Origin of the sequence: Roseateles sp. So40a (assembly GCF_048081605.1) — a bacterium.
Lineage (GTDB): Bacteria > Pseudomonadota > Gammaproteobacteria > Burkholderiales > Burkholderiaceae_C > Roseateles.
Genome location: NZ_CP182288.1, coordinates 3,805,683 through 3,832,381, shown reverse-complemented (window position 1 = coordinate 3,832,381; position 26,699 = coordinate 3,805,683). Strand labels below are relative to the sequence as shown.

Here is a 26,699-nt window from a genome sequence, read left to right as displayed (position 1 = left end):
TGCGCTGACATGAGACACGCTTGTCCCCTGGATGCCCGATGGGTGGGCGCGGCACTGTGCGTGGTCGGCCTGCTTGGTCCGATCGGACCGGCCGTGACGCCCGCCGCCGCCGTTCCGCCCGACAGTTGGCGCGACGCGCTCTACAGCCATCGCGCGGATGAACCCTCGACCTTGGGTCAGACCCTGGACCGCTTCGCCGCGGCGATGGGATTGCAGGTCAAGCTGGCAGATCGCTCGCTCGCGTCCCGCACGGTTCGCGTCGGTGGCAAGGGCACCGCGCCGGCGGCCTACCTGGACCGGATCGCGGAGGCTCAGGGCCTGGACTGGTTCGTCTATCAGGGGGTGCTTCATGTGTCCGCGCGCGCGTCCTCGACCAGCGCGCGCATCCTGCTGGGATCGCAGACACCGGCCGACGTGAAGGACGCGCTGATCGGACTGGGCCTGTTCGAACCCCGTTTCGGCTGGGGTGAGTTCGACACGGACCCGCCGAGCGTGCTCGTGTCCGGGCCGTCCGCCTATGTGGAGATCGTGCGCCGGGTGCTCGCGCTCCCCGTCGAGACGGCGGCGCCGCGCGAGCGTCCTCGGCTGATGGTCTTTCGCCTGCGCCATGCGTCCGCTTCGGATCGGGAGATGCGCACGCGGGACCGGAGCACGATCGTGCCGGGCCTGGTCACGACGCTCAATCAGATCCTGACCCACAGTCGCACCGTCAATCTGAAATCGGGGCCCTCGGCCGACCGGTCCCCGTCAGACAGCCCCGCCTCGACCAGCACCGACCCCTGGGCGGGGGTCGCCGCGGAGATGGCGCGCAACGCGGCGGCCGCGCAGGACGGCGTCGAGGCGAGCCCGGGTCTGTCCGGCCTGTTGGGTCTGCCCAGCCTTTCCGCGGCGCGGCTGCCTGAGGCGGTTCGCAACTCCCCGCGCCCGGCGACACCGGTCGCTGAATCCGCCACTGGCGGCGCGTGGTCCACCGCGCTCGCGGAACCCGCGAGCGGGCGCCCGAGCCGCAGTCGGGGGACAGACACCACGGTCGATTTCACGCCCTCACTGGCGGCCTACGCGCCGCTGAATGCCATCCTCGTGTGGGACCTGCCCTCCCGCCGCGAGGAGTACCGCGCGCTGGTCGAGGAGCTGGACCAGCCCAGCCGGCTGATCGAGATCAACGTCACCATCCTGGATGTCAGCGCCAACGCGCTGCGAGACTGGTCGGTCGACGTGCAAGGCGGTTCCGACATCGGGCGGTGGGGGTTCAGTGCGGCAGGGCGGGTCGGCGCGAACTCGGACGGCTCTTCCACGGGCGTCCCGGGTTCGACCATGGCCCTGTGGGCCTCGGATCGGCTGGAGGTGCGGCTGCGCGCGCTCGAGTCCCGCGGCCAGGCCCAGGTCCTGTCCCGTCCGTCGATCCTGACCATGAACAACGTCGGCGCCTTGCTCGACATGAATCAGTCCGAATACGTGAAGCTCGTGGGCGAACGCGCCACCGATCTGCGCACGATCACCGCGGGCACCTTGCTCAAGGTGACACCGAGCATCGTGGGAGACGATCCGCCGCGCGGTCCCCCACGGCCCGACAGCGCCGAGCCAGACAATCGAGGCATCCGCGTCACCTTGGACATCGAGGACGGCCAGCTCTCGCCCAGCACGACCGCGGCGGGTACGCCCCGCGTCGGCAACAGCGCCGTCAGCACCGAGGCGCTGGTGCGGCCGGGCGAATCGCTCGTGGTCGGCGGGTACCGCCGGCAGGATCGACGCGTCAGCAACAGTCGAGTGCCGGGCCTGGCGGGGATCCCACTGATCGGCGCGCTGTTTCGCAGCGATGCCACCAGCAACGACGAACGTGAACGGCTCTTCATCGTGACGGCCCGCGCGCTGCCCTGACCACCGCCTGCCCTTGCGCGCTGATTCCTTTCCTCAACGCCTGTTTTCGTGGAGAGCCCCATGACGTCCCTCGTTGCCCGCGCCGGCCACGGCCCCTTCACGCCGCCCCCCGAGGACCCGATCCGGAACCGTCTCTCAGGGACGCAGGGCGCCGAACGCGGGCCGTGGCGCGCGCCGACACAGGATCGCGCCGTCGAGGCGGCGCACGCTGAAGCGCAACGCATCGCCGAGCGGCGCGCCGCCAGGGCGGAGGCCCGGCAAGACTTCCTGCAGGCCTCGGCCAACAGCGCCGGCCTGGGGGAGAGCGCCGAGGAGATCACCTTCGGCACCAGCGAGCGAGAGGAAATCGAGGCGCACGACGACGCCCGCGATGCGCAGTCCGCGAAGGTCGAGCAGGCCCGAGCCATGATGCGGATCGATGCGATCCAGACGATGCTGCGCCAGCTGGCCGGAGACCACCAGTTCGCGTCGATCCGCCAGCGCGCGGAGCGATTCGCCTCGCTCTGGGCGCAAGGCCGGGACGCCGAGGCCACCGCGTCCCTGGATGTCGACACGTTCCGAAGCGACGAGCGTGAGGCCCTGATGACGTTGGCGTTGAAGCACCTGGCCCCCGGTGCGCGCGCGGAGGAACTGAAGGCGCGGCTTCAGGAGGATCAAGGGGAGGCGACCGACGCGGTCACCGTGCAGGCCTGGATGCGGGCGGCCGCGTCGACGGGCCGCGGAGCCGCCAGCGGCGATGCCATGGCGCCCGGCTCGCCGCTGTACTCGCTGCTGCAGTCGCCGCCGACGCCCAAGCTGGTGCTCGACGCGAAGGCCGCCATGGGCGAGCGGGGCCTGGACCGGCTGGCGGCCATGGCGGTGCCGCGCGGCCGGGTCGATCCGCGCCGATCGCGCGGCACGGAGGTCTTCCTGTCGCTGTCGCTGCTGCGCGCGATCCAGCAGGTTCGCGTGGTGGAGACGCAGGCGCAGCGACTGCTGAAGGCAGGGCCATGCCCGGGCGCGGGCAAACCGGAAGATGCGCACAAATGCGCGGAATGGCTCATCGCGACCACCTTCGCGATGTCGCCGCAGGCGACGTTGGCGCGCATGCCCACGGTGCTGCGAGTCAACGGCGACGCACTCGCGAGCGCGCGCCGGCACTTGCAACGCGCCTTGCCGGAGCTGCCGTCGGGCATCTGGCTGAACGGCGACACGAAGCAGTTGGTCCGCCAGGAACTCTCCTTCGCGTGCGCGCATGACCTGGAGAGTCGCGGCCTGTTGAACCGCCAAGGGATGGTGCGCCGCGCGGGCTGACGCGCCGCTGGCGTGGCACTTGTCACGCCAGCAGATTCAGGTGGCGAACCTCACCCTCCCATGCTCGACTGATCCGCCACCATGACCGCCCCTCCCGCACGCCCCGCCGGTTCCCCGGCCCTGACCCTGGTCCACCAGATCGCACCTCGCGGTGAACGGGCCGAAGTCGTCGTCACCGCGTTGGTGGTCGCTGTCATCTTCGCGATGCTGCTGCCGGTGCCGACCTGGCTCCTGGACCTGCTCATCGCGATCAACCTGTGCGTCTCCGCGCTGCTGATCGTCCTCGTGATGCAGGTGCGGCAGACCACCGGTCTCTCGGCATTCCCCTCGCTGTTCCTCGTGACGACCCTGTTCCGCGTGGCGCTCAGCGTGGCGAGCACGCGCCAGATCCTGCTCAACGCGGAAGCCGGCCACATCATCGAGGCCTTCGGCGAGATCGTGGTCGGAGGCAACCTCGTTGTCGGCCTGGTGGTTTTTCTCGTGCTGACCGTGGTGCAGTTCATCGTGATCACCAAAGGGTCGGAGCGGGTCGCGGAGGTCGGTGCGCGCTTTTCGCTGGACGCGATGCCGGGCCGCCAGATGGCGATCGACATGGAACGCAAGGCCGGAGGCATCACGCAGGAGGAAGCCAAGGCGCAGCGCGACGCGCTGACCGAGGAGAGCCAGTTCTTCGGCGCGATGGACGGCACGATGAAATTCGCCAAGGGCGACTCGATCGTGGGCATCGTCATCGTGCTGGTGAACCTGCTCGGAGGGCTCTCCATCGGCGTCGTGCAGCGAGGCATGCCCGCAGCCGACGCGCTGCAGGTCTACGCGATCCTGACGATCGGCGACGGGCTCGTGGCGCAGATTCCCGCGCTGCTCATGTCGATGACGGCCGGCCTGCTGGTGACGCGCGTGTCCAAACCGACAGGCGGTGCGGCCATCGGGACCGAGCTGACGAGTCAGCTGCTCCATCAGCCCAAGGCCTGGGTCACGGCCAGCGGTGCCATGCTCGCCTTCGGGCTCTTGCCCGGCATGCCGTTGCCGGCGTTTGCCGCGCTGGCGGCGGGCTCGGCCGCGGTCGGACTGTCCACGATGCACCGCAAGCTCAAGCGCGAGCGCGAGGAAGCGCAGAATCGCGAGTTCCACATCGAGGCCACGCGTGAGTTCGACGTCGTGCGCGCCTTCGCGCTGCGCGTCAGCAGCCGGATCGATCCGGTACGGGCGCACCGGGCGCTCAGCGTCTGCAGACATGTCCGGAACGGACTGGTGCGCCGCCTGGCGCTGGTGACCCCGCCCATCGATTGCGACGTGGACGTCGACCTCCCGGACGCCGATCTGGAGTTCTGTCATGGCGAGGTCCGCGTCTTCTCGATGTCGCTGGACGAGACCTTGCGTACCTGCACCTGGACCCAGGGCGATGTCCTCGATCTGGGGCTTCCCGAGGAACGCGTCGAACTGCGCGGCGGGCGGGCGTGCGCCCCGCGGGTGTGGTTGCCGGAGGCACAGGCGCTGGCCCTGTCTCCGGTGCCGCAGGATCTTCAGGACTGCTGGGCACGGCTGGAGTCGCTGTGCGAGGAGACGCTCCTTCGCGTCGGTCCGATGTACTTCGGCATGGAGGAGACCCAGAAGATCGCCGCCTGGTGCGGTCGCAAGACGCCCGAGGTGGCCAAGGAGCTGGAGCGGGCGGTGCCGGTGGCCCGGATGGCCGACGTGCTGCGGCGCCTGTTGACCGAGAACGTCAGCATCCGCAACCTGCCGATGATCGTGAACGCCTTGATCGACTGGGGCCCGCGCGAGCGTGATCCGGGGGTGCTGACGGAATGCGTCCGCGCGGCCTTGCAGCGCGAGATCTGCGATGCCCACGCCGTGCGCAAGGAACTGCGGGCCCTGATGTTCGACAGCGAATTGGAAGCGCAGATCCGCGCCTCGGTCCGTCAGACCGCGTACGGCGACTTCCTGGCGCTGGATGCCGACCTCACCGACGCGATCATGGATGAGACGTCGGCCGCCTACCTGAACGCTGCTGACGACGCTCCCGTGGTGATGATCTGCGCGCAGGACATCCGGCCCCACGCGCGCAAGCTGCTGGCCGACCGCATTCCTCAGCTGGCGGTCATCGGCATGTCCGAGCTGCCGCCGGATTTCCGCGTCAGCGTGCGTGCCGTGATCAGCGTGCCGTTGGACGGCCATCCGGCCCCCGAGCTCTATTGATGTGATGGCGACCGAAGTGGCCCTCGCGCTCGAGCTGCGGGTTCTCACCGGTCTGCAGTCCGGTGCGGCCTTGCCGCTGGAGGAGCCTTTGCTGGTGGGCTCCGGCGAGGAGGCCGATCTGCTGCTCCTGGACGAGGGCATCGCGCAAGCGCAGTCACGTCTGTCCCTCGGGGCGGACGGCGACATCCGCCTCGAGGTCCTGGCCAACGACGTGGTCCTGCAGGACGGCCGACGGCTGGCATCGGGGGACTCGCTCACCCTGCTGCCAGGTCAGCCCTTTCAGATCGGCCCGGCATGGCTCATGGTGCAGCCGGACGACGCGCCTTGGGCGCCTTGGACGCCGCCGCTCCCGCAGGCCCGCTCATCCGAACCGACGGTGTCCGGCGACATGCAGGCGGAGGAACGCGACGAGCCCTCCTTGCCCGATGAAACCGCGGCCGTGAAGCCCGGGGAGACGGTGCCGTCGGCGAGGCGTCGGCGCACAGGCGCCTCGGGGCGGAAGAACGCCGCGCCGCGACGGCGACTGGCGCTGCCGGCCGGGCGGGTGCGCGTGATCGGCAGCCTCATCGTGGCGGCCGGCCTGCTGAGCACGATGCTGGGCGTCGCGGCGCTCGTGCGCCAGGCCTCGGGGACGGAACGTTCCGACGGCGCCGCCGCCACGGCCCCCGCCGAGAGTCCGGCCTCGGCGCCGACTCCAACCCCAACCCCGATTTCGGATTCGGCCTCGGACGCGGGGTCGTCACCCGTCCCGCCTCCGATGTCGACCCCCACTGCTTCCGACGACAGCCCCGAGCCCATCGGCAAGGGCCTGGTCGTCCAGATACCGGGCGAGGACGACGTGGTCCTGCCGTTCGACATTGCCGAGGTGCTGATGGGGCTCTCCAGCCACGTCATCCTGAGCGACGGACGGCGTCTTCATCCGGGCGACCGGGTCGGGCCGTGGCGCCTCGTGGCGATCCAGCGCGGCGTTCTGGTCTTTGACGGACCGCGAAAGGTGCAGGTGGCATGGTGAACCCGCAGGACCTCGCGGAACGTCTCGGACAGCGCAGTCACTCGGCCATGGCCGGCGTCACCTTGACACGCCCGCTAGGACGCGTGCACCGCGTGCTGGGCATGCTGATCGAAGGCACGGTGCCGGGCGCGAGCATCGGCGAGCTGTGCGAGGTCTTCCACCCCGAGACCCCCGAGCGGCTCTGGCGGTGCGAGGTCGTCGGCTTCACGGGGGCGAACGTGCTGCTCTCGTCGCTGATGGCGTTGGAAGGCATCTCGGGCGGCTGCGTGATCCGACCCTTGCGCACCGTGCACCATGTGGCCGTCGGCCGGCCGCTGCTGGGCCGGATCCTCGATGGGTTCGGGCTGCCGCTGGACCGCGGCCCCGCGTTGACACCGGGCACCGACGGCGTGGTGATGCGCCCGGTGATCGCCGATGCGCCGCCGCCCGTCGAGCGATGGCGCATCAAGGATCGATTCCCCACGGGCGTGCGCAGCCTGGACATGATGCTCACGGTGGGGCAAGGCCAGCGCGTGGGGCTGTTCGCCGGTCCGGGCTGCGGGAAGACGACGCTGATGGCCGCCATCGGTCGCGGCAGTCCCGCCGATGCGATCGTCGTCGGTCTGATCGGCGAGCGCGGCCGGGAGGTGCGCGAGTTCACCGAGCACGAATTCGATGCCGAGCTGATGTCCCGCACGGTCATGGTGTGCGCGACTTCGGACCGCACGTCGATCGAACGGGTGAGGGCCGCCTTCACGGCGACCGCCATCGCGGAAGGCCTGCGAGATCAAGGACTGAACGTGTTGTTGATGATCGACTCGCTCACCCGATTGGCCCGGGCCCAACGCGAGATCGGGCTGTCCGCCGGCGAAGCGCCCGCTCGCGCGGGTTTCCCGCCTTCGGTCTACGCGCTGTTGCCGCGCCTGATCGAGCGCGCCGGCAATGCCGCGGGCGGCTCCATCACCGCGTTCTACACGGTCCTGCTCGAGGGCGAGCTGCGCGCCGACCCGATCAGCGAGGAAGCGGTGTCCTTGCTGGACGGCCACGTCGTGTTGTCGCGCAAGCTGGCCGAACAGGGGCAGTACCCCGCCGTCGATGTGCTGGCGAGCCTCAGCCGGGTGATGTCCAACATCGTCCCGCGCGAGCACGGGCGCGCCGCCAATCGGATCCGCCAGGTGCTGTCCGGGTACCGGGACATGGAGCTGATGGTGCGGCTGGGCGAGTACCGGCCCGGCCTCGACGCGGAGACCGATCGCATCGTGGCCGACTATCCGCGGGTCATCGATTTCCTGCGTCAGGACACGCGCACGCCCGCGGCGTGGGAGGACAGTCTTGGCCGGCTGAACCAGCTGACCACGGTGGCGTCGTGAGACGCGACGTGAGCTCGTGTTGAAGGCCGTCGCCAATGGGCAGCCCCGCGACGAGCGGCCCGCGCCGCGCCGTGGGCCGCATGAGCCCGAGTCGTCTCCGCCGCCTGATCCCCGCCTGCCGGCCGTGCGCCGGATTGGCGCGCTGGCCCAGCGGCGCGCCGCGCTGGCCGAGGCCGAGCTGGCCCGCGTCAAGCGCGCCGCCGAGCAGGCGCATCAGGACGTGGTGGCGGCCAGGCAGGCGTTGCAGGCGTGCATCGAGGACGTGTCGGTGCAGCGAGACGCGCTGCGGGCGGCGTGTCAGGCCGAATCGGGCGGCGCGCCGACCTTGAATCGCTGGCGACACGCCGACCAGAAGCAACTGGAGCGGATCCCCGTGGCCCGGGCCGAACTGCAGGCGCGCGAGCAGGCGCGCGAGGCAGCGGATCTCGCACTGGGCGAGGCGTCGGACCGTCATCGAGCGCTGGCGCGCAGGCGGGAGAAGTACGTGTCGATCGAGGAGCAGTTGCGCGACGAGGCCTGAGGCGCGGGCGCGGCGCCGCGGTGCCTGCCCGCGCGCGGATCCGCGATCAGCTCAGATCCAGCATGCGGTCACCGAGTTCGTCATCGACGCTGGCGAGCGCCACGCGTGATTCGTCCGCCTCCAGATCCGGCTGCGGATGGAGCACGTCGGGCGCCATCTCCTCGTACTTCTCGATCACTCGCAGCAGCAGCGCCACGGCGCGCAGCGTGTGGTCGGGGACGCCCTGGCCGACGGTGCCGGACGCCATCAGGTGGCGCGCCAGTCCGACGTAGCGCACGATGGGAACGCCTGCCTCGCGCGCCTGCTGACGCAAGGCAAGCGCTTCCTCGTCGCTGCGCTTGTCCAGCACGAGGGGAACATCGGTGATCTCCGGGTCGTAGTACAGCGAGACCGCGATGTGCTCGGGATTCACGACGACCGCACTGGGACGTTGCGAGGGCGGCGGACTGTCGGACATGACGATTTCCTTGGCGATCTGCTTGCGAGTGCCCTTGATCATGGGGTCCCCCTCGTTCTGCTTGTAATCGCGGCGGACCTCGCTGATGTCCATGCGCAGCTGCCGGTAGGTCAGGTAGCGCTGCAGGAGGATGTCCGTGACGATCAGCAGCACCAGCACCACGATGCAGCGTCGCTCGATCGACTGCAGCAGCGCCAGCGAGAGCGTCCATCCATGTGCCGGATCCAGGCGAAAGGTCTGAGCCACCTCGGGCAGCCGCTCCTCGAGTTCCAGCCATGCCACGCTCAGCAGCGCCAGGCCGCGCACCGGGCCGATCACCGCCATCATCAGCTTCTGGCCGGAGATCAGCCCCTTGAGGTTGTTGCCGGGATTGAGCTTGTCGACACCCTTGGCGAGCGCGCCGACCGCGATGTTGAATCGTGTCTGGGCGAGCGTGCCGATGACGGCCACGATGGCCGGCAACACCGCCATGACCAGGATCATGACGAGGACGGGCAACATCGAGTTGCCGCTGTTGGCAAGGCTGAAGTCCAACGGGTGTGCCACCAGGCGCATGGCGGTGTCGAGCAGACCGCTGAAGACCCCGCGCCAGATCGGCTCCGCGGCGAAGGCCAGCTCAGCCATCAGCAGCAACCTCAGGATCTTCAGCGAGTCCTGGCTGACACCGAGCTGGCCGTCCTCGCGGGACTTGCGCAGACGGGATTCGGTCGGGGGCAGGTTCTTCTCTGACATCGCGATGCGGGACTGGAAGCCCCCCGTTCAGGGCGACGAGGGGCCGGCAACGGGCGGCGCCGACGTCGGCGCCGGCAGCAGGCCGAGCACATCCAGGACGCCTTCGCGCCACCAGCCGACCGCGTCGTCCACCGCCTTGTCGAACATCGGCACGGCGATGACCACGACGATCGCCAACGCGCTGAGCGTCTTCACCGCCATCGCCGAGGCGTACACGTCGAAGCCCTGCACTGCCGTGCTGGTGATGGCCAGGCCAAGTTCGATCATCAGGAGCAGCAGCAGGGCAGGGCCGGCGAGCAGCAAGGCCTGGGTCAAGGTGCCGGCCAGCGCCTGCAGCAAGGCGTGCTGATGCGCCAGGTCCAGGATGGGAAACAGCTCGAGCGCGGGCCATCGCGCGTGGCTGACCGAGAGCACCGTGAAGGTGGACTGCAGCAGGCCGAGGTCGATCAGCAAGGCGACGAGGGCCCGCTCGGACAGCTCGCCCAGCAGCGTGGCGTCGGCCTGGAGCGCGGGGTTGGCCATTTGCGCGGCGTTGGCACCTCGCTGGTTGTCGATCAAGGTGCCCATGCCGCGCACGGCCCAGAACGGAATGGCGACGAGCATGCCCAGCAGCGCGCCGAGCAGCGCTTCCTTGATGCCCAAGGCAAGGATCAGTTCAAGCGGCAGCGGAGCGGCGCCGAATCGCGGCCACAACGCCACCGCCGCAGGCAGCGACAGCGCCAGGCACACCGCGCCTCGCACGAGAGCCGAGGCCTGCTGGCGAGCCAGGAACGGGAGGAAGACGACCATGCCCGCGGCGCGAGCCATCGACAAGGTCATCAGCTGGACGAGCGCCAGCCAGGTCAGAGGAATGGACGTCGGCATGGCCGGTGATCCGGTCACCCGACGATGGCTGGCTGCGGTGCGCCACGGCGAGCGTCGCGCAGTCGCGCGAGACCGTGCTGGCGTCGTTCCAGGCGCTCCATGTGCGCGCGCCAGACCGGATCATCGAGACGACACCCCCAGATCTCGAGGTTGAAGCGCAGGCCGCCGTAATCGACCACCTGGGGCATCAAGGCCCATCGATCCAGCCGACATGCGCGTGCCAGCGACAGGCTGCGGCGGTTGCTGTCCAGGATCCAGCAGGTGATCGTGTCGAATCCGAAGCGCAGAGACTCGCGCCCGACCCGGTGCAACATGCGCATGGCCAAGCCGGTGCCATGCCAATCGCGCGCGACATACAGCCAGAGATCGCCCGCGCTGCGACAGGCCTGCGGCGCCCAGACGATGGGTCGGACATGTGCCCACCCCACGGGGATCGTCCCAGTGCCGTCGGGATCGGGAACGGCCATGACCCAGACCGGCCAGCCTCTTTGCCGGGACAGCGCGAGGATGGCGAGCATCTCCTGCACGGTGCCATCGGTCAGTGTCGGTGAATGACCCCCGCCGGCCACCGACTCGTTGTAGATGCGGATGAGGTGTTCGGCGTCGGAGGTGCGGGCCGGCCGCCACTGGGGCGCCGTGGGGTCGCAAGTCGATCTGGGAGGGTGAGTCGGAGTCATCGCGATGCAGCGAAGGGGTTTGGCGGGGGCGTGCTCGTGCGCCAGATCCGCCAGACGAGGCGGCGCACGGCGGGGGCGGCGTTGAGCGTGGCGGGCGGAAGGATCGTGGTGCCGACGAGCGCGGGATCGCAGCGCAGGCGCAGACGTGGCCAGGCGCCGGGGAGCACGTCCTCGATGAGGCGCCCCATCACGGGCAGGGCCCAGCGCCGCAAGGCCGTGCTGTCACCGTCTCGCGGCGGCGCGGTGCCGACGCCGTGCAGCGGACGAGCCCTGGCCACACGCAGCGCATCCCGCCATTCATCGGCGGCGCCGCCTCCGGCGGAGAACAGTTGGGCGAGGCCACGAGGCGCGGCCGCCATGCAATGGCTGACGTGGGCGATTCGACCCAACGCCAGGGCGGCGCGGTCCAGCCCGGCTTCATCCAGCGGGACGTGGTCAGGCAATCCGTCCAATTGATCCAACGGAAGTGGCGCGGAGGCATCGATCCCGAATCTCCCGCAGAACCAGTGGTATCCGAGACGCAATGCCGGCGACACCACCGCGGGGCGACGCGAGTCCGCGAAGCGTCGGAGCCAGCTCCGGCCGGACCGGTCCTCGCCGTCGCCGAAGGGCTCGGGGATGTCCCGGTCTGCGCTCCGCTGGTCGATCCAGGCGGGGTGCATCCGTCGCCATGGCTCGTACCAGAGCTCCGCCCAGTCACGCAGCAGCACGACATGGTCTCGCGGGGCGCCGGTCATCGCGGTGCTCCGTCCGCGTGCACCTCGGCCGCGTCAAGCCCCAGCGGATCGTCGTCGAGGTCCGGTTCCATCCTGGCTTCCGGTTCGGCATCGCCGGGACCCCGATCGTCGGCATCCCGGGAGCGGCGTCTTTGCCACAGCCACCAGCCGGCCGGGCCGCCTATCCCGAGGAACACCGCCAGCGCACCGCTCAGCAAGGGCAGCGAGGTCGAGGCGCCGGAGGATGTCGCGGGAGGGCGTCGAGCGTCCTGCACGAAGGTTTCAGCCGGAACGAAGATCACCGCGACCTTGTCCGGCGCTCCGGCCAGGCCGGGGATGCCGGCCAGCACCAGCTTGCGGATCATCGGTTCATAGGCGGCCGCATTCCATCCGCGGACATGCTTGATCAGGATGGAGCAGGAGGAGGGCAGCACCGGTTCACCCGGCACGACGCGTTCAGGGAGCACGGGGTGGACCCGGGCCAGCACCACGCCGTCGATCTGCGACAGCGTGTTCTCCAACTCCTGCGACAGCGCCGCGAGGAAACGGGCGCGTTCCTCGGTCGGGGTGGAGATCATCCCGTCCTTCTTGAACACGTCCCCCATGCGGCTGAAGGCGTTGCGTGGCAGTCCTGCGGCTTGCAGGACCGCCACGGACGCCGCGAAGCGGTCCTGCGGGACGCGGACGATGAACAACTGCTTGCCCGCAGCGACCTTCTCGGCTTCCATTCCGTGCCGATCGAGCTCTGCCGTGATCTCGTTGGCGTCCTTCTCGTTGAGGCCGTTGTAGAGGTCGACGGCACCGCCGCATCCCGCCAGCAGCAGCGCCGAGAGGGCCAGGGCCGGCAGGATGCGTGCGGCGTTCATCACGCCGCCGACGCGATCTCTTTGATCGTGGAGGTCGCCTTGGACAGGGTGCGGGCGAACAGCGTGGTTCGGGCAGCGTCTTCCTGCACGCGCATGGCGATCTTCACCAGGCCGTCGATCCGACCGCTGCGTTGCACGTCGCGCTGCATCCGGTCCACTTGCTTCTCGTTGCGCGCGAGGTTGGGCACCCAGGCCGAGCCTTGGCGATGCCGCGCGTTGATGAGCGAGCCCGGGTCGATGCGACCGACTTCCTCCATCGCCCTGGCGAAGCGGGTTCCGCCCGAGGCCGGCGCGGCGTCGGGGATCGCGTCGACGCGGCGCGCCGTGGACAGTGAGGTGACCATCGTCCCGACTCCGTCAGGCCGCGCGCATCGCGTGGCTGAGGTCGATCAGCACGATCTGCTTGGCAGTCGACAGCAGATCCCGCATGAACGGCGTCTCGGCGGGCAGCCCGCCGAAACTCGATTCGATGGTTTGCTGAAGTTCACCGCCTTCGGCCATGCCCATCTTGACCGCTTCCTTGTAGAGCGTCATCGCGCGGGCCATGGTGGCGACGTCCTCGTCGAGGTGCTCACCGGCGGCGATCTCCAGCACACCGGGATCGGCCTGCAGTTCACCGAAACCTTCGTCCTTGGCCTGGTCGAGCATGGATTTCATGTCGAAGTCGGAGGGGGTGCGGTCCTGCGCCGAGCGGATGGCCTGAACGATGCGTCCGGTGGCCTGGTCGAGGATGCGCTCCTCGCGCTCGTCCGGAGGGGTCGCCTGTTCGACGAAGCCGCTCCAGGAGACGGCTTGAGTGGGGGCCGCAAAAATGTCGGGGTATGCATCCATGAAGGCCGCAATGCATGCGCGCTTTTCCTGGATATAGGTGGGGGTGGGGGCGAGATCGATCATTGGAGTAAGGGGGGAGCGGCCCGCGCGAGACGCGCGCGGGCCGTGGTTGTTGGGGTCAGTAGCCGAAGCGGGCGTAGCTTTGCTGCATGTGGCAGGCGCTCATGCCCAGCATCCGGTTGGCGCAGGTGTTCATGAAGTGGGATTTCTGCTGGAAATTCAGCATCTTCATCATCTGTTCCTGCGAGCGATCGGTCTGTTCGATCCGACCGCGCAGGTATGCGTTTTCAACGGTGGCGGAAGAAGCGCCCATGGGGTTTCCTTTTCTATCTGGTGAGGGGGGCGGAGCCGCGCCCGAGGTCGGCACCGGGCCGAGGCTCTGCGTGGGATGGATGGCGTCAGATGCGAATCTGGCCGACCGTCTCGACGTAGCCGTTCAAGACCTTGATGTCGCTCTCGCGACGCATCTTCTCCATCTGTTCCTGGGTGTTCTGCATCTGCTGCATCGTGGCTCCGGCCTTCGCCATCTGGTTCTGGACCTGAGCTGCGCTGTTCAGCGCGCCGTTGGCCATGCCGCCAATGCCTTGGATCATCGAACCGATCATCGTGGACTCCTTTTAAACAAGCGCTGTCGCGCTGGAGCGATCAGTAGGGGGGCGTTCCGGGCGAGTTCTCGGGGGCGGGAGGACCCTCGGCGGCAAACCTTGACATTCCGGGGATAATCCGCGCGCTTTTTTGTGTCCCGGACTCCCCCGTTTCTGCGTCCCCCGCATTCCCAAGGCCCGCTGCCATGCTCCTGACCCTGGTCATCCTCTACCTGCTTGTCACCATCGCGATCGGCCTGTGGGCCGCCAGGCGGGTGAAGAACACGGCGGACTTCGCCATCGCCGGCAGACACCTGCCGCTGGTGATGATCATCACGACCACCTTCGCCACGTGGTTCGGTTCCGAGACCGTGCTGGGCATTCCGGCCAAGTTCGTCCAGTCGGGGCTGAACGGCGTCGTCGAGGACCCCTTCGGCGCGGGTTCGTGCCTGATCCTGGTCGGTCTGTTCTTCGCGGCCAAGCTCTACAAGATGACGTTGCTGACGATCAGCGACTATTACCGCGAGCGCTACGGCCGCGTGGTCGAGGTGGTCTGCAGCTTCATCATCATCCTGTCCTACCTGGGCTGGGTGGCGGCGCAGGTCACGGCGCTGGGCCTCGTCTTCAAGCTGCTGTCGGGCGGCGCGATCAGCATCCCGGTGGGCATGATGATCGGCACCGCGTCGATCCTGGCCTACACGCTGTTCGGCGGCATGTGGTCCGTGGCCGTGACGGACTTCATCCAGATGATCATCCTGGTGGTCGGCCTGTCGCTGATCGCGTGGTTCGCCGCGGACATGGCCGGCGGTGCCGACAAGGTCATCGCGCTGGCCAGCAGCCAGGACATGTTCCGCTTCCTGCCCGAGCCGAGCTTCCACGACATCGTGTTCTTCCTCGGCGCGGCCATCACGATGATGCTGGGCTCGATCCCGCAGCAGGACGTGTTCCAGCGGGTGATGTCGGCCAAGGATGTGAAGGCGGCCACGCGCGGTCCGGTCATCGGCGGCATCTGCTACATCCTGTTCGCCTTCGTGCCGATGTTCATCGTGGTCAGCGCGCTGATCATCATGCCCACCGAGGCCAAGCAGCTGATCGCCGAGGATCCCCAGCAGGTCATCCCGACGCTGGTGATCGACAAGATGCCCTTCGTGATGCAGGTCGTGTTCTTCGGCGCGCTGCTCTCGGCGCTCAAGTCCACCGCCTCGGCCACGCTGCTGGCGCCGTCGGTGACCTTCGTCGAGAACATCTGGCGCCAATTCTTCCCGCGCGTCTCCGACAAGCAGGAACTGCGCACGATGCGCATCGCCGTGCTGCTGTTCTCGGTGTGCGTGTGCGCCTACGCGATCGCGCTGCAGGGCACGTCGATCTACGAGATGGTGTCCAGCGCCTACCAGGTCACGCTGGTCGGCGCCTTCGTCCCGCTGGTGTTCGGCCTGTACTGGAAGCGCGCGACCACGCAAGGCGCGATCTTCGCGATCGTGCTGGGCGTGCTGACCTGGCTGCTATTCCTGCTGACCCCGGCCGGCGAACGCTTCCCGGCACAGCTCGCCGGGCTGCTGGCGGGCATCGTGGGCATGCTGATCGGCTCGCTGGGTCCGCAGGCGATCCGTGATTCGCATGGATCGCACCACCGGCTCGCCGGTGGGGCCTGATCGGGTCCCTCTATATAATTTCGGGTTTTTGACCCGGTAGTCCCCTCGCCATGCCGATCTACGCTTACCGCTGCGGCGCCTGCGGCCACGCCAAAGACGTGCTGCAGAAGCTGTCCGACGCCCCGCTGACCGTCTGCCCCGCCTGCGGCGCGGAGAGCTTCTCGAAGCAAGTCACCGCCGCCGGTTTCCAGCTCAAGGGCTCGGGCTGGTACGTGACGGACTTCCGCGGCGGTTCGGGCGGCGCGGGCAGCGCCAGCGGCTCGGGCGACGCCAAGGAGGCCAGCGTGGCCGGCACCTCGGCCCCCGCGACCGGTCCGGTGAGCGGTGGCGACACCGGCGCCGCGGCACCGGCGGCCCCTTCCTCCGCGACCTCCGCGTCCTCCGACTCGAGCGCCAGTTCGAGCTCGTCCACGGGCACGTCCTGTGGCGGCGGCTGCGCCTGCCACTGACGTCGAGGCCCGGACCACGGCATGAGAAAGTACATCATCACCGGCCTGCTGGTCTGGCTGCCCCTGGCGATCACCGTGTGGGTGCTGCTGTGGGTGCTGGGCATGATCGACGGCGTCTTCGTGTGGTTGCTGTCGGCGGTCGGCGCGGTGCTGCCGCTGTCGGCGCAGACCTCGCTCAAGCAGCTGCACGACATCCCGGGCCTCGGGGTGGTCGTCATGGTCGCGCTGCTGATGCTCACCGGGATGTTCGTGGCGAACATCTTCGGCCAGTGGTGGCTGCGCCAGTGGGACAAGCTGCTCTACAAGATCCCCATCGTCAAGAGCATCTACAGCTCGGTCAAGCAGGTCTCCGACACGCTGTTCTCCTCCAGCGGCAACGCCTTCCGCGAAGCCGTGCTGGTGCCGTATCCGCATCAGGGTTCCTGGACGATCGCCTTCGTCACCGGCAAGCCCGCCGGCGAGGTGGCCCAGCAACTGGGCACGCTCAGCGGCGCGGACGCCGAGGAGCATGTCTCGCTGTACGTGCCCACGACCCCCAATCCGACCTCGGGCTTCTTCCTGATGATGCCCCGGGCGCAATTGCGGCCTCTGGCGATGAGCGTCGACGAGGCGCTGAAATACATCATCTCGATGGGGGTGGTCGCGCCCCAGGGGGATCCCGCGATCGTCCTCGCGAGCGAGTCCGCCCGAAATTGACCGGGCTGAGCGCCCCGGCAAGCGCTCAGTCCTGAGGGTCCCGCGGGACCCCGCCAACGCCCATTCCCTGATCAGCTGAATCCCTGGCCGCGCCGGCCGTGAGCGCCCCGATCCGCATCGACGCCCGGCCGCCGCCGCAACGAACATTGAAATTTCCGGAGAACCCCATGCGTACCTGCTATGCCGGCCAAGTCAGCGAGAAGCTGCTGGACCAGACCGTGACCCTGATGGGCTGGGCCCATCGAAGCCGCGACCACGGTGGCGTCATCTTCATCGAGCTGCGCGACCGCGAAGGTCTGGTGCAGGTCGTCTGCGACCCCGACCGCCCCGAGATGTTCAAGGTGGCCGAGAGCGTGCGCAGCGAGTTCTGCATCAAGGTCGTCGGCAAGGTGCGCGCGCGCCCGGCCGACAAGCAGAACAGCAACGTCGCCAGCGGCAAGGTCGAAGTCCTGTGCCATGAGCTGGAAGTGCTGAACCCGTCGGTGACGCCGGCCTTCCCGCTGGACGACGAGAACATCTCCGAGACCACGCGCCTGACGCATCGCGTGCTGGACCTGCGCCGCCCGTACATGCAGAACAACCTGATGCTGCGTTATCGCGTGGCGATGGAAGCGCGCAAGTTCCTGGACGAGCACGGCTTCGTCGACATCGAGACCCCGATGCTGACCAAGAGCACGCCCGAAGGCGCGCGGGACTACCTGGTCCCCTCGCGCGTGCATGACGGCATGTTCTTCGCGCTGCCGCAGTCGCCGCAGCTGTTCAAGCAGCTGCTGATGGTGGCGGGCTTCGACCGCTACTACCAGATCACGAAGTGCTTCCGCGACGAGGACCTGCGCGCCGACCGCCAGCCCGAGTTCACGCAGATCGACATCGAGACCTCGTTCCTGGGCGAGGAAGAGATCCGCGCGATGTTCGAGGGCATGATCCGCCACGTCTTCCGCAAGGCGCTGAACGTCGAGCTGGGCGACTACCCGGTCATGAAGTACGCCGAGGCGATGCACCGCTTCGGCTCGGACAAGCCCGACCTGCGCGTCAAGCTCGAGTTCACCGAGCTGACCGACGTGATGGGTGACGTCGACTTCAAGGTCTTCTCGACGCCGGCCACGACGCCGGGCGGCCGCGTGGTCGCGCTGCGCGTGCCGGGCGGCGCGACGATGAGCCGCGGCGAGATCGACAGCTACACCGAGTTCGTGAAGATCTACGGTGCCAAGGGCCTGGCCTGGATCAAGGTCAACGAGACGGCCAAGGGCCGTGAGGGCCTGCAGTCGCCGATCGTGAAGAACCTGCACGACAAGGCCGTCGCCGACATCCTGTCGCGCACCGGCGCGCAGGACGGCGACCTGATCTTCTTCGGCGCCGACAAGGCCAAGATCGTCAACGACGCGATCGGCGGCCTGCGCCTGAAGATCGGTCACAGCGAGTTCGGCAAGACCAGCGGCCTGTTCGAGGACAAGTGGGCGCCGCTGTGGGTCGTCGACTTCCCGATGTTCGAGGAAGACGAGGAGAACAAGCGCTGGGCCGCGGTGCATCACCCGTTCACCGCGCCCAAGGACGGTCATGAGGACCTGATGGTCACCGACCCGGGCAAGTGCGTGGCCAAGGCCTACGACATGGTGCTCAACGGCTGGGAACTGGGCGGCGGTTCGGTGCGTATCCACCGCGCGGACGTGCAGGCCAAGGTCTTCGAGGCGCTGAACATCAGCCCCGAGGAGCAGCGCGTGAAGTTCGGCTTCCTGCTGGACGCGCTGCAGTACGGCGCACCGCCGCACGGTGGCCTGGCCTTCGGCCTGGACCGCCTGGTGACGCTGATGACCAAGGCCGAGTCCATCCGCGACGTGATCGCCTTCCCGAAGACGCAACGCGCGCAGTGCCTGCTGACCGGCGCGCCGTCGTTCGTCGACGAGAAGCAGCTGCGCGAGCTGCACATCCGCCTGCGCAACCCGGGCGCGGCCGCCTGATCGGCGACCGGCACGCGCCTCGGTCGCTGAACCGGGGCTGAACCGAGGCTGAACCGGACGTGAATGAACGCCCCGAAGGAGTGATCCGTCGGGGCGTTTATGCTTCCGGCTTCCCCCCAGGAGGGGTGATCTCAGACGGGATGGACATGGCGATCGGCGAGCGAGGCGAGGGCGACGGCAAGGCCAGGAGTGGACGGGCGCGTGGGGCGCGGCGCGGTGCCGCCGCCACCGCGCGGGCGGCCTTGACGCCGCAGGCGCGCTGGGAACGGCTGGTGATGCGCCGGCCCGGGTTGGCCCTGCCGAGGCTGCAGCGGCTGATCGCGCGCGAGTCCGAACCGTCCTTCCAGGCGCTGCTGGGCGCGTTCTTCATCCTGGAGCGCTGGGGCCGCGGGCCCGAGCTGCAGGCGGAGCTGGAACGCGCATTGGCGCGCGCGCTGCAGCACCGGCTGCTGGAAGAGGCCGCCGAGCTCAGCGAGGCGCTGGGCCGCATGCATTACCAGCGCGGCGACTATGTCCAGGCCTGCAACGCCTGGAGCCAGACGCTGGAATTGGCCGATGACGAGACGCGCTGGGCCTGTCTCGCGCGGATCGGCCTGGCGCATCTGTGCTTCGCGCTGGGGGACTGGGCGCGCGGCGGGCGGGTGCTCGACCAGGCCGAGCTGCATTACCCGCAACTGGGTGACGATCCCTACATGCGGTCCAAGATCGCGCTCAACCGCGCGGTCTCGCTGCGAGCGACCCAAGGGCCGCAGGCCGCGCTGCCACGCCTGGACGAGGCGCGTGCCGATGCACGCGCGGTCGGCCATCGCGATTACGAAGCCGAGGCAATGTGGCACCACGCCCGGTGCGCGCGCGACAGCGGCGCGCTGGACCACGCGCTGACGCTGGCGGCCGAGGCCGAGGACCTGGCCCGGCGTTGCCGATATCGCTGGCTGCAGGCGCAGACCTTGTTGCTGATCAGCGAGCTGCGGCGCGGCGCCGAGGCGGTCGCGCCCGCGCAGCAGGCGCTCGCGCTGGGTGAGGCGATCCAGTCGCGGTCCTTGCAGGCCGCCGCGCATGCGCGGCTGGGCCAGCTGATGGCGGAGCAGGAACAGCTCGGCCCGAGCTGGTACCACCAGCAGCAGCGGCAGCGCCTGGAAGCCACGCTGGGTCAGACCGAGCTGCCGGCTCGCCTGGAGCAATTGGCCCGTTTCGACACGGACCCACATGGCGCCGAGGGTCTGCTGCTGGCCCTGGGCCGCACGGCGGTCACCGTCGGCACGATGGGCGACGTGGAGGCGCAGTGGCAGCAGGCGCGCCCGCGGCTGATCGAGGCCCTGGCGCTGAGCGGCCTCGACCTGCGATGGCACGCGGGCGGCACGGCGACGTCCGAGGCGGCGCGCGGCGATCGATCGTCGCAGTCGGTGACGCTGCGGGATGTCGGCGGGTCGGCGGTCGGCGCGATCGTGCTGACGCGCCCGGCGGGGGCGGTGTGGTCGCGCGCGGATCGCAGCCGCGCGGAGCGCTTGGCCGGGTGGCTGCAGCGGCTGATCGCGCAGGTGCCTGTGCAGGGAGCGCTGCCCTCGGGCGCCGGCCAGGCCGACGCTTCCGAGCGAGCGCCGCAGGACGATGCCGCCCAGCGTGCAGGTCAGGCCGAGCAACGCGCGCTGGCCCAGTCGCTGGTGACAGCGCTGGAGCACCTGGTCGCGGCGCCGGCCGCGCCGGCTGGCTCCAACGAGCTGGCCGAGGCCCTGCAGCTGGCGCGCCGGCTGGCGGCGCGCCTGAGCTGATACCGAGCGGCGGCGCCTGCCGCCGCTGCGCGGTCAGAGCACCGACTGATGACCCGTGGCGGTCACGACCGTGATGGCGTCGGAGGCCTTCACGTCCAGCAGCGTGATGGTCATCTCGGCGTGGGCGAAGTCTCCGTTGCCATGCGCATCGATCCGAAGCTCGACGTTCCCGTCCGCGTCGATGGAACGCTGGATGAAGCGCGCCTCGTTGCCTTCGGTGAACCCTCGCAGGAGTTGGGTCAGGTCGATGCGGTCGCCTTGCCCCTGGCTGTAGTCGAGGACCGTGTCGTGACCGGTCTGGCCATTCAGCCACAGGAAGGTGTCGGAGCCCTCGCCGCCGATCAGCACATCGTTGCGCGAGGTGGCGACGACGACGTCGTTGAGCTTCTGGCCGATGACCAGGGTCTGCGTGTGGCCCTCGTCGTAGGAGAAGGTCTTGCCGTCGAGCACCACCTTGTCGCCGGCACCCATCTGCACGACGAGCGGCCCGTTGACGTTCGCCGCCAGCGTGGCTGACGTCAAGGTCAGCGTGTTGGCTGCACCGTTGTCCATCCACACGGTCTCGATGCCCTTCACGCCGTTGGCGAAAGCGCCGAAGTCCAGGTCCACGGCGCCGGAGACATACAGCATGTCCTGACCGGCCAGTCCGTCGATGCCGGTCAGACCGGTCTCGCCGGAGTAGGTCAGCACGTCGTTGCCGGCGGTGCCCTGCAGCGACTGGATCGTCGGCATGCTGTTGTCCTTGGCCAGGTAGACGAGGAACTCGTTGTACATGGCTTGCTGGTAGTAATTGCTGTCACTCGAGCCGTAGGCACCGTGCCACGCGAGTTTCCATTGCGAGACGGTGGAGAACTGACTATCCAGCGTGCCGTCGGACGTGACGCGCACGCCGTTCTCGAAGATCGCCTGCTTGGCGTCGGTGTAGTTGAGCTCCGCTGTGCCGGCATCGATGTTGCCGGCGTGCGCCTCGAACACGACGTCGTTGGCTCGGCCTGTCAGCGTCACACCCGGGTCCAGCGCACGTTGCAGACGTCCGGTTGAACCGTAGGTCTGCACATCGAAGACGTAACCCCGGCCGGACTCCGGATAGCAACTGCTCAGCCTGCCCACGTTGGCTTCGCCGAGGTTGAACAATGACCCGCTCGCCGAGCCTTCCGACTGCACCTTCGCATACACCGCCACGCTCTTCCAGTCCGTGGCAGCAGGTCCGTTGGCCTCCATGAAGTCGTTGTTGGTGCCATTGCGGCCGGCATTGAAGCTGATGCCGACGGACCCGTCCGCGCGCGTGACGACCGCGCCGCCGTCCACGATCACGCCCTGCTTGCCCGTATCCGTCTGCGTCATGTCGCGGCCGTGACCGGACTGGTCGTACCAACGCGACACGAAGCCCTTGTCGGTGGCGTTCCGGCCAACGAAGTCCAGCAGTGCCTTGCGGTCGAGCTCGCCATTGGCGTCGAAGCCGATGTCCTGCTCCGCGTTGTCCGACGAGCGCCGCACGCGCACGGCGAAGTCGTTGCTGCGGGGGTTGAGGTCGCGCAGGCCGTAGGCGGCCTGCAGGCGCGTGATGTCGATCTCGTTGATGTTGCCGATGCCCAGGCCGTCGTCGACCTGACCGCCCTGGGCCTGATCCAGCCGGACCGCGACCTTCTCATTGACCTCGCGGTAATGGTCCCCCTGGACCGTGAAGCGGACCAGCTTGCTGGTCTCGCCTGCCGCGAAGTCGAGCGTGCCGGCGGTGGGACCGCTGAAGTCCGCGTTCGAGGGCGACGACGCCGCGTTGTCACCGGCCGAGCTGGCCGAGCGGTCCACCGCATAGTGGACGCTGCCCGCTTCGCTCAGGTCTCCGCTGCGCGTGACCATGAACACCATCTCGCGCGTGCCGTCCTCGCCCTCGATCACGTGGGAATCCGAGATGCTGTACTGCGCGCTGGCGGTGGTGCCGGTGGCGGTCTGCGTAGTCGTGTTGCCGGCATGGTCCGTCGCGGACACGCGGACGTTGACCGTGTCGCCTGACTCGAAGCGATGCGGCGTGCCTTGCGCGGTCTGCGCGGTGGCCGTGTCCAGGCGCCAATGGCCGAGCTCGTCCGTCCGGGTGACGTAGCTCACCTCGTAGCCGTTGGTCAGGTCGTTGTCGGTGTCGATCTCGACCGTGACGTCGATGTCGGCTTCCGTCGAGCCGCTCAACACCGGCCGCGCGCTCACCGTGTCGCCGATCGACAGCACGCTGGCGGGGCGCGTGGTGTCGACGGTGATCTCCGTGATGCCTGACGTCAGACCGTTGGCGACGGCGCCGAAGCGATGGACGCCGTCCGCGAGCGCCGTCTGGTCGACCGTGAAGGTCCAGCGTCCATGGGCATCCGCCGTGGCGGTGCCCAGGACCTCGTTGACCTGCGATGTCCCGTCCCCGTTGGCGTCGCGGAACACGGTGACCGTATCGCCTGCGCGGGCGAATCCTTCCAGCGTCAGCGGCGCGTTCGCGCCGCCGTTGGCCGAGGTGATCGCGTCGTCGTCGAACCGGCCGGTGTCGGTCGCGGCGGACAACGAGACGGTGGGGGTGCCCGCCGGTCGCACATCGATGGTCGCGTGGGCGAGCACGGTGCTGACGTTGCCGGCGACATCGACGGCGGAGATCGACACCTGCCGTTCGCCCGGGACCGAGCCGGCCGCGCAGTAGTAGGCCAGCCGCTCCATCAGTTGCTGCACGGTGTCCGCGCTCATCGGCATGTTGGCGTCATAGGTCAGCGTCGTGGTGCCCTTGGCATCCACCTCGATGGTGACGGCGAACATGAGGCCCTTGAAGCCCATGGGCATCAGGTAATCGTCGGGCCGGCCCATCGAGGACATCCGGACAAAGTTCGACGGATCCCCCGGCTCGGCGAGCCCGAAGCGTTCCTCCGCAGCGAAGTCGTGGCCGTCGATGGCACCGGGGACGTTGCTGCTCAGCGTGAAGACCAGCTTCTGGATGCCGCTGGCCTCGTCCACCCGGGTCTGATGCCTGGCGCCGACGAGGAAGCTCGTGGGCACGCCCGCCACCGCGGTGATCGCGTGATCCAGGCCAGGCGTGGAGCCGTCGAGGTCGACGACCGGCGGGGTCTTGTCGAGCGAGATGCTCGAGGTCGCGGATGCCGTTCTTCCCAACTGATCGGTGACCTGGATCGCAAAGGTCCGGGGGCCCTCCGGCGCGGAGGCGGAGGTGTTCTGCATCCCCAGGGCCTTCAACAGCGCCTGCGTCTGCGCGAGATCCGCCAGCGATCCGTCCGTGCGTGCGAGGGTGTAATGGCCACCCGCCTGGCTGACCGACCAGTCCGTGCCTCCCAGCGAGAACGTGGACTGACCCGCGCCGAAGGCGGTCAGGATGCCGTTCTCGACGATGCCGAACTGGTCGTTGCGGCTGATGGCGGTGCCGCCCAGGTCGATATCCACTTGCTGGAAACTGGCGTCCGGGTTGGCGTGGGTCAGCCCGGACGTTCCCGACAGCAGCAGGATCGGCGCGGCCAGGCTGGCGCTATAGGTGGCGGCGTCGACGCCAGCGCTGGTGCCGTTGAAGTCCAGCACCGGCCGGCGCGTGTCCACCGTCATCGACACCGTCGATGCGGCGCTCACGTTGCCGGCGGCGTCGAGCATGCTCAGCGTGACGGTGCGCGTGCCGTCGCCCGGCAGCGCCTGCGGACTGCCCAGCCGGATCGCGTTGGTCAACGCGGCGGCGTCGGAGCCCGACATCGGCTCGCCATCCGCGCGCCAGATCGTGAGCTGGGCGGCCGTGGGGTCATACCGGTACGAGAGGCCCTCGATGCCGCAGAGGTTGATGTCGTCGCGCTCGCGCGCGGTGGACAGCTCGATCCAGGTGTCCAGCAGCAGCCGGTCCTGCGCGCGATCAAGGCCGTCACCGCCCAGCTGCAGCCGCAATTCGTGGAGGCTGTCGGTGGTCAGCGCATCCTGCGTGGCGGTCAGGGCCAGCCCCGTCAGGAAGGCGTTGTCGTCGATGGTGGCGTCCACGCGGGTCTGCAGACCCGGCTGGGAGGACAGGTCGAGCGTGTCGGCGTGCGTGTCCAGCGTGAAGCTGAAGGTGGCCGGGTCGCTGGTCCCGTTGGCGTTGGTCTGCCGGACTTGCACGGCGTGGCGGCCGTCCTGGGCGAAGAGGGCCGCGTCGATCGAGGTGCCGGCGCCGTCTTGCCAGGTCTGACCTTCGTCCAGGCTGAACGCCCAGGTGGCGCCCTGCGCCAGACCCTCGACGGTCAGACGCGCGTCGCGGGTGAGGTGGTCCGAACTCGACAGACCGGTGTCGTCGGTCAGCTTGACGGTGAGCGGGGCAGGCGGCGGTGGGATCTCCGGGTCGACGGGGTGCTCGGGATCCACTGGATGTTCCGGATCGACGGGATGCTCCGGATCGACCGGGTGTTCCGGGTCGACGGGGTGCTCCGGGTCGACGGGGTGTTCCGGGTCGACGGGATGTTCCGGGTCGACGGGATGTTCCGGGTCGACGGGGTGTTCCGGGTCGACGGGGTGTTCCGGGTCGACGGGATGTTCCGGGTCAACGGGATGTTCCGGATCAACGGGGTGCTCCGGATCAACGGGGTGCTCCGGATCAACGGGATGCTCCGGATCAACGGGATGCTCCGGATCGACCGGGTGCGTCGGATCGACGGGGTGCTCCGGGTCGACAGGATGTTCCGGATCAACCGGATGCTCCGGATCAACGGGGTGAGCCGGATCAACCGGATGCTCCGGATCATTGGGATGGCCGGGATCCGAGGGATGGCCAGGATCCACCGGATGCACAGGCTCGATCGGTTGCACCGGTGGGTTCGGGGCGCCCTGTGCGTGGTCGTGGCCACCTGAGGCCGCGCCCGCGACGCCGGCCGCCATCAGCCCGACACCCATCCAGACCCATCCGCTGGGGCGATCGGTCGAGGCCTGCGGCGCGGCGACGGCCAACGGGTCGTGGCCGCAGGCCTCGCTCGCTGCGACGTTGTTCTCCGAGGAGGTGTCGGCCGAGTTCGGGCAGTCGCTCGTCGCGGGAGCCGCGTCGACGGTCGTGGGAGCGGCGGGGTCCGCGGGGGCGGCGGATTCGTGGGCGTCGGCCGGGGAGGGCAGCACGTCGTCCTCGTCACGAAGCGCCTTGGCGCGGGTCGCGGCGGCGTGGAGCTGCGCCCGTCCCGACGGGCTGTCGATGGGCGGCGCGGCGGAGGTCGTGGGGTGGGTCGAGGAGGCCGGAGCGGCGGCCGGGGTGCGCGGGTCGATGGGGGAGTTCGGCATGAGACGTGAGCGGTTGAGGGACGATCCCCGCAGTCTCCAAATTCCGAACCGTTCGAGCGATGACCGAAAACAACGGGAACTAGCCGCGAACTAGCAAATTGGAGTCGGTCAACCTCTGCGCGAATGCAGGTCGTCGTCGATGCCGCATGGAACCGATCAAGGTTTTCACCAGATCGCCAGGCTGGACGTCAGCACGCGCTGCAGCCAGCTGCGCCGGGCGGCATCGGACACCTCGCCCTTGCCGGCGATCTCCATGCGGGCATTCACGACGTCCGCGGATGCGACCTGGTTGCCGGTGCGGATGTCCTGCGGGTTGACCACCCCGGAGAAGCGCAGCGTCTGCAGCCCGCCATTCATCGCGATGCTGCGCTCGCCGGCCACCACCAGATGGCCGTTGGGCAGGACGTTGATCACGGACACCGCCATCTGGCCGCTCAGGCTGCCGCTGGCCTCGGTGTCGCCGCTGCCCTTGTACGAATCGCTGCCGGAGGCGGTAGCGTCGGCCTTGAGCAGGCGGTCGATGAGGCCGACGTTGCTCGAACCGCCGGGCCCCTTCACCGCGAGCTTGTTGTCGCGGCTGGTGTCGGTCTTGCTCTTCTGCGTGGCGCTCAGCGACTCGCTGATCGCAATCTTGAGCGAGTCGCCCACCTGGCGCGCGCGGCGTTCGGTGGTGAAGAGCGAGGCGGCGGACATGCCCGGCTGGTAGATCGCGCCGTTGTTGACGCGCTCGACGTAGGCACCGTCCGGCGCGGGCATCACCTGCACCGGGCCCTGCACCAGCATCGGCTCGCGCGAGGCGCAGCCGCTCACCGCGGCCAGGATCAGCGCGCCGATCAACGCACCGAGGAGGGTGAGCGAGGGGGCGGTCACCTGGATCAGCAGGCGGCGCAGGGTGGTGGACGCGATGGACGTGCGTGACGTGCGGGGCGTGTTGGACATGGGTT

23 protein-coding genes are annotated in these 26,699 nt (G+C 68.9%); 12 read left to right on the top strand and 11 right to left on the bottom strand.

The window, feature by feature from the left end; genetic code table 11:
* The first annotated feature begins 42 nt into the window (after positions 1 to 42).
* From ACNI65_RS17465 to ACNI65_RS17440, 6 genes are all read left to right on the top strand, one after another.
* Positions 43 to 1,878, top strand: coding sequence for a secretin N-terminal domain-containing protein (locus ACNI65_RS17465; RefSeq protein WP_416758278.1), 1,836 nt, complete (start codon positions 43 to 45; stop codon positions 1,876 to 1,878).
* 60 nt (positions 1,879 to 1,938) lie between these two features.
* Complete coding sequence (locus tag ACNI65_RS17460) at positions 1,939 to 3,171, top strand: hypothetical protein (protein WP_416758276.1); 1,233 nt, start codon at positions 1,939 to 1,941, stop codon at positions 3,169 to 3,171.
* A gap of 81 nt (positions 3,172 to 3,252) precedes the next feature.
* A complete protein-coding gene (locus ACNI65_RS17455) occupies positions 3,253 to 5,367 on the top strand; it encodes an FHIPEP family type III secretion protein (protein WP_416758275.1) in 2,115 nt (704 codons plus the stop codon).
* Positions 5,368 to 5,371: 4 nt separating this feature from the next.
* A complete protein-coding gene (locus tag ACNI65_RS17450) occupies positions 5,372 to 6,379 on the top strand; it encodes an FHA domain-containing protein (RefSeq protein ID WP_416758273.1) in 1,008 nt (335 codons plus the stop codon).
* Positions 6,373 to 7,728 (top strand): FliI/YscN family ATPase, encoded by a 1,356-nt coding sequence (locus ACNI65_RS17445; RefSeq protein WP_416758272.1) that lies wholly within the window; start codon positions 6,373 to 6,375, stop codon positions 7,726 to 7,728. Before ACNI65_RS17450 ends, ACNI65_RS17445 begins: the two co-directional genes overlap by 7 nt.
* Positions 7,729 to 7,744: 16 nt before the next feature.
* The gene (locus ACNI65_RS17440) at positions 7,745 to 8,248 is read left to right on the top strand and encodes a hypothetical protein (protein WP_416758270.1); all 504 of its coding nucleotides are present in this window, start codon (positions 7,745 to 7,747) and stop codon (positions 8,246 to 8,248) included.
* A 46-nt stretch (positions 8,249 to 8,294) separates the two neighbouring features.
* On the opposite strand, the gene ACNI65_RS17435 is transcribed toward ACNI65_RS17440, so the two are convergent.
* The 9 genes from ACNI65_RS17435 to ACNI65_RS17395 all read right to left on the bottom strand — a co-directional run bounded on the left by ACNI65_RS17435 (position 8,295) and on the right by ACNI65_RS17395 (position 13,996).
* Positions 8,295 to 9,437: an EscU/YscU/HrcU family type III secretion system export apparatus switch protein gene (locus tag ACNI65_RS17435; RefSeq protein ID WP_416758268.1), complete on the bottom strand. Its 1,143-nt coding sequence runs from the start codon at positions 9,435 to 9,437 to the stop codon at positions 8,295 to 8,297.
* Positions 9,438 to 9,464: 27 nt separating this feature from the next.
* On the bottom strand, positions 9,465 to 10,301 hold the full coding sequence (locus ACNI65_RS17430) for an EscT/YscT/HrcT family type III secretion system export apparatus protein (protein ID WP_416758266.1): 837 nt from the start codon (positions 10,299 to 10,301) through the stop codon (positions 9,465 to 9,467).
* A gap of 14 nt (positions 10,302 to 10,315) precedes the next feature.
* Positions 10,316 to 10,978 (bottom strand): GNAT family N-acetyltransferase, encoded by a 663-nt coding sequence (locus tag ACNI65_RS17425; protein ID WP_416758264.1) that lies wholly within the window; start codon positions 10,976 to 10,978, stop codon positions 10,316 to 10,318.
* Positions 10,975 to 11,715, bottom strand: coding sequence for a hypothetical protein (locus ACNI65_RS17420; RefSeq protein ID WP_416758263.1), 741 nt, complete (start codon positions 11,713 to 11,715; stop codon positions 10,975 to 10,977). Before ACNI65_RS17420 ends, ACNI65_RS17425 begins: the two co-directional genes overlap by 4 nt.
* The gene (gene sctJ / locus ACNI65_RS17415; protein WP_416758261.1) at positions 11,712 to 12,560 is read right to left on the bottom strand and encodes a type III secretion system inner membrane ring lipoprotein SctJ; all 849 of its coding nucleotides are present in this window, start codon (positions 12,558 to 12,560) and stop codon (positions 11,712 to 11,714) included. The genes ACNI65_RS17420 and sctJ overlap by 4 nt, the downstream gene beginning before the upstream one ends.
* A complete protein-coding gene (locus ACNI65_RS17410) occupies positions 12,560 to 12,904 on the bottom strand; it encodes a hypothetical protein (RefSeq protein WP_416758260.1) in 345 nt (114 codons plus the stop codon). Before ACNI65_RS17410 ends, sctJ begins: the two co-directional genes overlap by 1 nt.
* Before the next feature lie 13 nt (positions 12,905 to 12,917).
* Positions 12,918 to 13,454 carry a hypothetical protein gene (locus tag ACNI65_RS17405; protein ID WP_416758259.1) on the bottom strand — a complete coding sequence of 179 codons (537 nt, stop codon included), beginning with the start codon at positions 13,452 to 13,454 and terminating at the stop codon, positions 12,918 to 12,920.
* Between the two features lie 55 nt (positions 13,455 to 13,509).
* Positions 13,510 to 13,704 carry a hypothetical protein gene (locus ACNI65_RS17400; protein WP_416758258.1) on the bottom strand — a complete coding sequence of 65 codons (195 nt, stop codon included), beginning with the start codon at positions 13,702 to 13,704 and terminating at the stop codon, positions 13,510 to 13,512.
* 85 nt (positions 13,705 to 13,789) lie between these two features.
* On the bottom strand, positions 13,790 to 13,996 hold the full coding sequence (locus ACNI65_RS17395) for a hypothetical protein (RefSeq protein ID WP_416758256.1): 207 nt from the start codon (positions 13,994 to 13,996) through the stop codon (positions 13,790 to 13,792).
* Between the two features lie 185 nt (positions 13,997 to 14,181).
* Between ACNI65_RS17395 and ACNI65_RS17390 the strand changes: the two genes are divergently transcribed.
* The 5 genes from ACNI65_RS17390 (at position 14,182) to ACNI65_RS17370 (ending at position 20,499) form a co-directional block, all read left to right on the top strand.
* Positions 14,182 to 15,627 carry a sodium:solute symporter family protein gene (locus ACNI65_RS17390; RefSeq protein WP_416758255.1) on the top strand — a complete coding sequence of 482 codons (1,446 nt, stop codon included), beginning with the start codon at positions 14,182 to 14,184 and terminating at the stop codon, positions 15,625 to 15,627.
* A gap of 50 nt (positions 15,628 to 15,677) precedes the next feature.
* Positions 15,678 to 16,076 carry an FmdB family zinc ribbon protein gene (locus ACNI65_RS17385; RefSeq protein ID WP_416758253.1) on the top strand — a complete coding sequence of 133 codons (399 nt, stop codon included), beginning with the start codon at positions 15,678 to 15,680 and terminating at the stop codon, positions 16,074 to 16,076.
* Positions 16,077 to 16,097: 21 nt separating this feature from the next.
* A complete protein-coding gene (locus ACNI65_RS17380; RefSeq protein ID WP_416758251.1) occupies positions 16,098 to 16,772 on the top strand; it encodes a DUF502 domain-containing protein in 675 nt (224 codons plus the stop codon).
* Between the two features lie 167 nt (positions 16,773 to 16,939).
* The gene (aspS, locus tag ACNI65_RS17375) at positions 16,940 to 18,730 is read left to right on the top strand and encodes an aspartate--tRNA ligase (protein WP_416758250.1); all 1,791 of its coding nucleotides are present in this window, start codon (positions 16,940 to 16,942) and stop codon (positions 18,728 to 18,730) included.
* Positions 18,731 to 18,876: 146 nt separating this feature from the next.
* Positions 18,877 to 20,499, top strand: coding sequence for a hypothetical protein (locus tag ACNI65_RS17370; protein ID WP_416758249.1), 1,623 nt, complete (start codon positions 18,877 to 18,879; stop codon positions 20,497 to 20,499).
* Positions 20,500 to 20,532: 33 nt separating this feature from the next.
* On the opposite strand, the gene ACNI65_RS17365 is transcribed toward ACNI65_RS17370, so the two are convergent.
* Positions 20,533 to 24,855 carry an Ig-like domain-containing protein gene (locus tag ACNI65_RS17365; RefSeq protein ID WP_416758248.1) on the bottom strand — a complete coding sequence of 1,441 codons (4,323 nt, stop codon included), beginning with the start codon at positions 24,853 to 24,855 and terminating at the stop codon, positions 20,533 to 20,535.
* Between the two features lie 3 nt (positions 24,856 to 24,858).
* Here ACNI65_RS17365 and ACNI65_RS17360 point away from each other — a divergent pair, with 3 nt between their 5' ends.
* Positions 24,859 to 25,338, top strand: a complete 480-nt coding sequence (locus ACNI65_RS17360; RefSeq protein WP_416758247.1) for a hypothetical protein — start codon at positions 24,859 to 24,861, stop codon at positions 25,336 to 25,338.
* A 582-nt stretch (positions 25,339 to 25,920) separates the two neighbouring features.
* Here ACNI65_RS17360 and ACNI65_RS17355 read toward each other — a convergent pair.
* On the bottom strand, positions 25,921 to 26,694 hold the full coding sequence (locus tag ACNI65_RS17355) for a flagellar basal body L-ring protein FlgH (protein ID WP_416758246.1): 774 nt from the start codon (positions 26,692 to 26,694) through the stop codon (positions 25,921 to 25,923).
* Between the last annotated feature and the right edge of the window lie 5 nt (positions 26,695 to 26,699).

Bases quoted from the DNA above. Each gene is read 5' to 3' on its own strand.
- ACNI65_RS17380 (WP_416758251.1), top strand. From the start codon at position 16,098: ATGAGAAAGTACATCATCACCGGCCTGCTGGTCTGGCTGCCCCTGGCG.
- aspS (WP_416758250.1), top strand. From the start codon at position 16,940: ATGCGTACCTGCTATGCCGGCCAAGTCAGCGAGAAGCTGCTGGACCAG.
- sctJ (WP_416758261.1), bottom strand. From the start codon at position 12,560: ATGAACGCCGCACGCATCCTGCCGGCCCTGGCCCTCTCGGCGCTGCTG.
- ACNI65_RS17435 (WP_416758268.1), bottom strand. From the start codon at position 9,437: ATGTCAGAGAAGAACCTGCCCCCGACCGAATCCCGTCTGCGCAAGTCC.
- ACNI65_RS17360 (WP_416758247.1), top strand. From the start codon at position 24,859: ATGTTCCGGATCGACGGGATGCTCCGGATCGACCGGGTGTTCCGGGTC.
- ACNI65_RS17370 (WP_416758249.1), top strand. From the start codon at position 18,877: ATGGCGATCGGCGAGCGAGGCGAGGGCGACGGCAAGGCCAGGAGTGGA.
- ACNI65_RS17420 (WP_416758263.1), bottom strand. From the start codon at position 11,715: ATGACCGGCGCCCCGCGAGACCATGTCGTGCTGCTGCGTGACTGGGCG.
- ACNI65_RS17385 (WP_416758253.1), top strand. From the start codon at position 15,678: ATGCCGATCTACGCTTACCGCTGCGGCGCCTGCGGCCACGCCAAAGAC.
- ACNI65_RS17460 (WP_416758276.1), top strand. From the start codon at position 1,939: ATGACGTCCCTCGTTGCCCGCGCCGGCCACGGCCCCTTCACGCCGCCC.
- ACNI65_RS17405 (WP_416758259.1), bottom strand. From the start codon at position 13,454: ATGATCGATCTCGCCCCCACCCCCACCTATATCCAGGAAAAGCGCGCA.
- ACNI65_RS17430 (WP_416758266.1), bottom strand. From the start codon at position 10,301: ATGCCGACGTCCATTCCTCTGACCTGGCTGGCGCTCGTCCAGCTGATG.
- ACNI65_RS17425 (WP_416758264.1), bottom strand. From the start codon at position 10,978: ATGACTCCGACTCACCCTCCCAGATCGACTTGCGACCCCACGGCGCCC.
- ACNI65_RS17455 (WP_416758275.1), top strand. From the start codon at position 3,253: ATGACCGCCCCTCCCGCACGCCCCGCCGGTTCCCCGGCCCTGACCCTG.
- ACNI65_RS17410 (WP_416758260.1), bottom strand. From the start codon at position 12,904: ATGGTCACCTCACTGTCCACGGCGCGCCGCGTCGACGCGATCCCCGAC.
- ACNI65_RS17450 (WP_416758273.1), top strand. From the start codon at position 5,372: ATGGCGACCGAAGTGGCCCTCGCGCTCGAGCTGCGGGTTCTCACCGGT.
- ACNI65_RS17400 (WP_416758258.1), bottom strand. From the start codon at position 13,704: ATGGGCGCTTCTTCCGCCACCGTTGAAAACGCATACCTGCGCGGTCGG.
- ACNI65_RS17355 (WP_416758246.1), bottom strand. From the start codon at position 26,694: ATGTCCAACACGCCCCGCACGTCACGCACGTCCATCGCGTCCACCACC.
- ACNI65_RS17395 (WP_416758256.1), bottom strand. From the start codon at position 13,996: ATGATCGGTTCGATGATCCAAGGCATTGGCGGCATGGCCAACGGCGCG.
- ACNI65_RS17390 (WP_416758255.1), top strand. From the start codon at position 14,182: ATGCTCCTGACCCTGGTCATCCTCTACCTGCTTGTCACCATCGCGATC.
- ACNI65_RS17445 (WP_416758272.1), top strand. From the start codon at position 6,373: ATGGTGAACCCGCAGGACCTCGCGGAACGTCTCGGACAGCGCAGTCAC.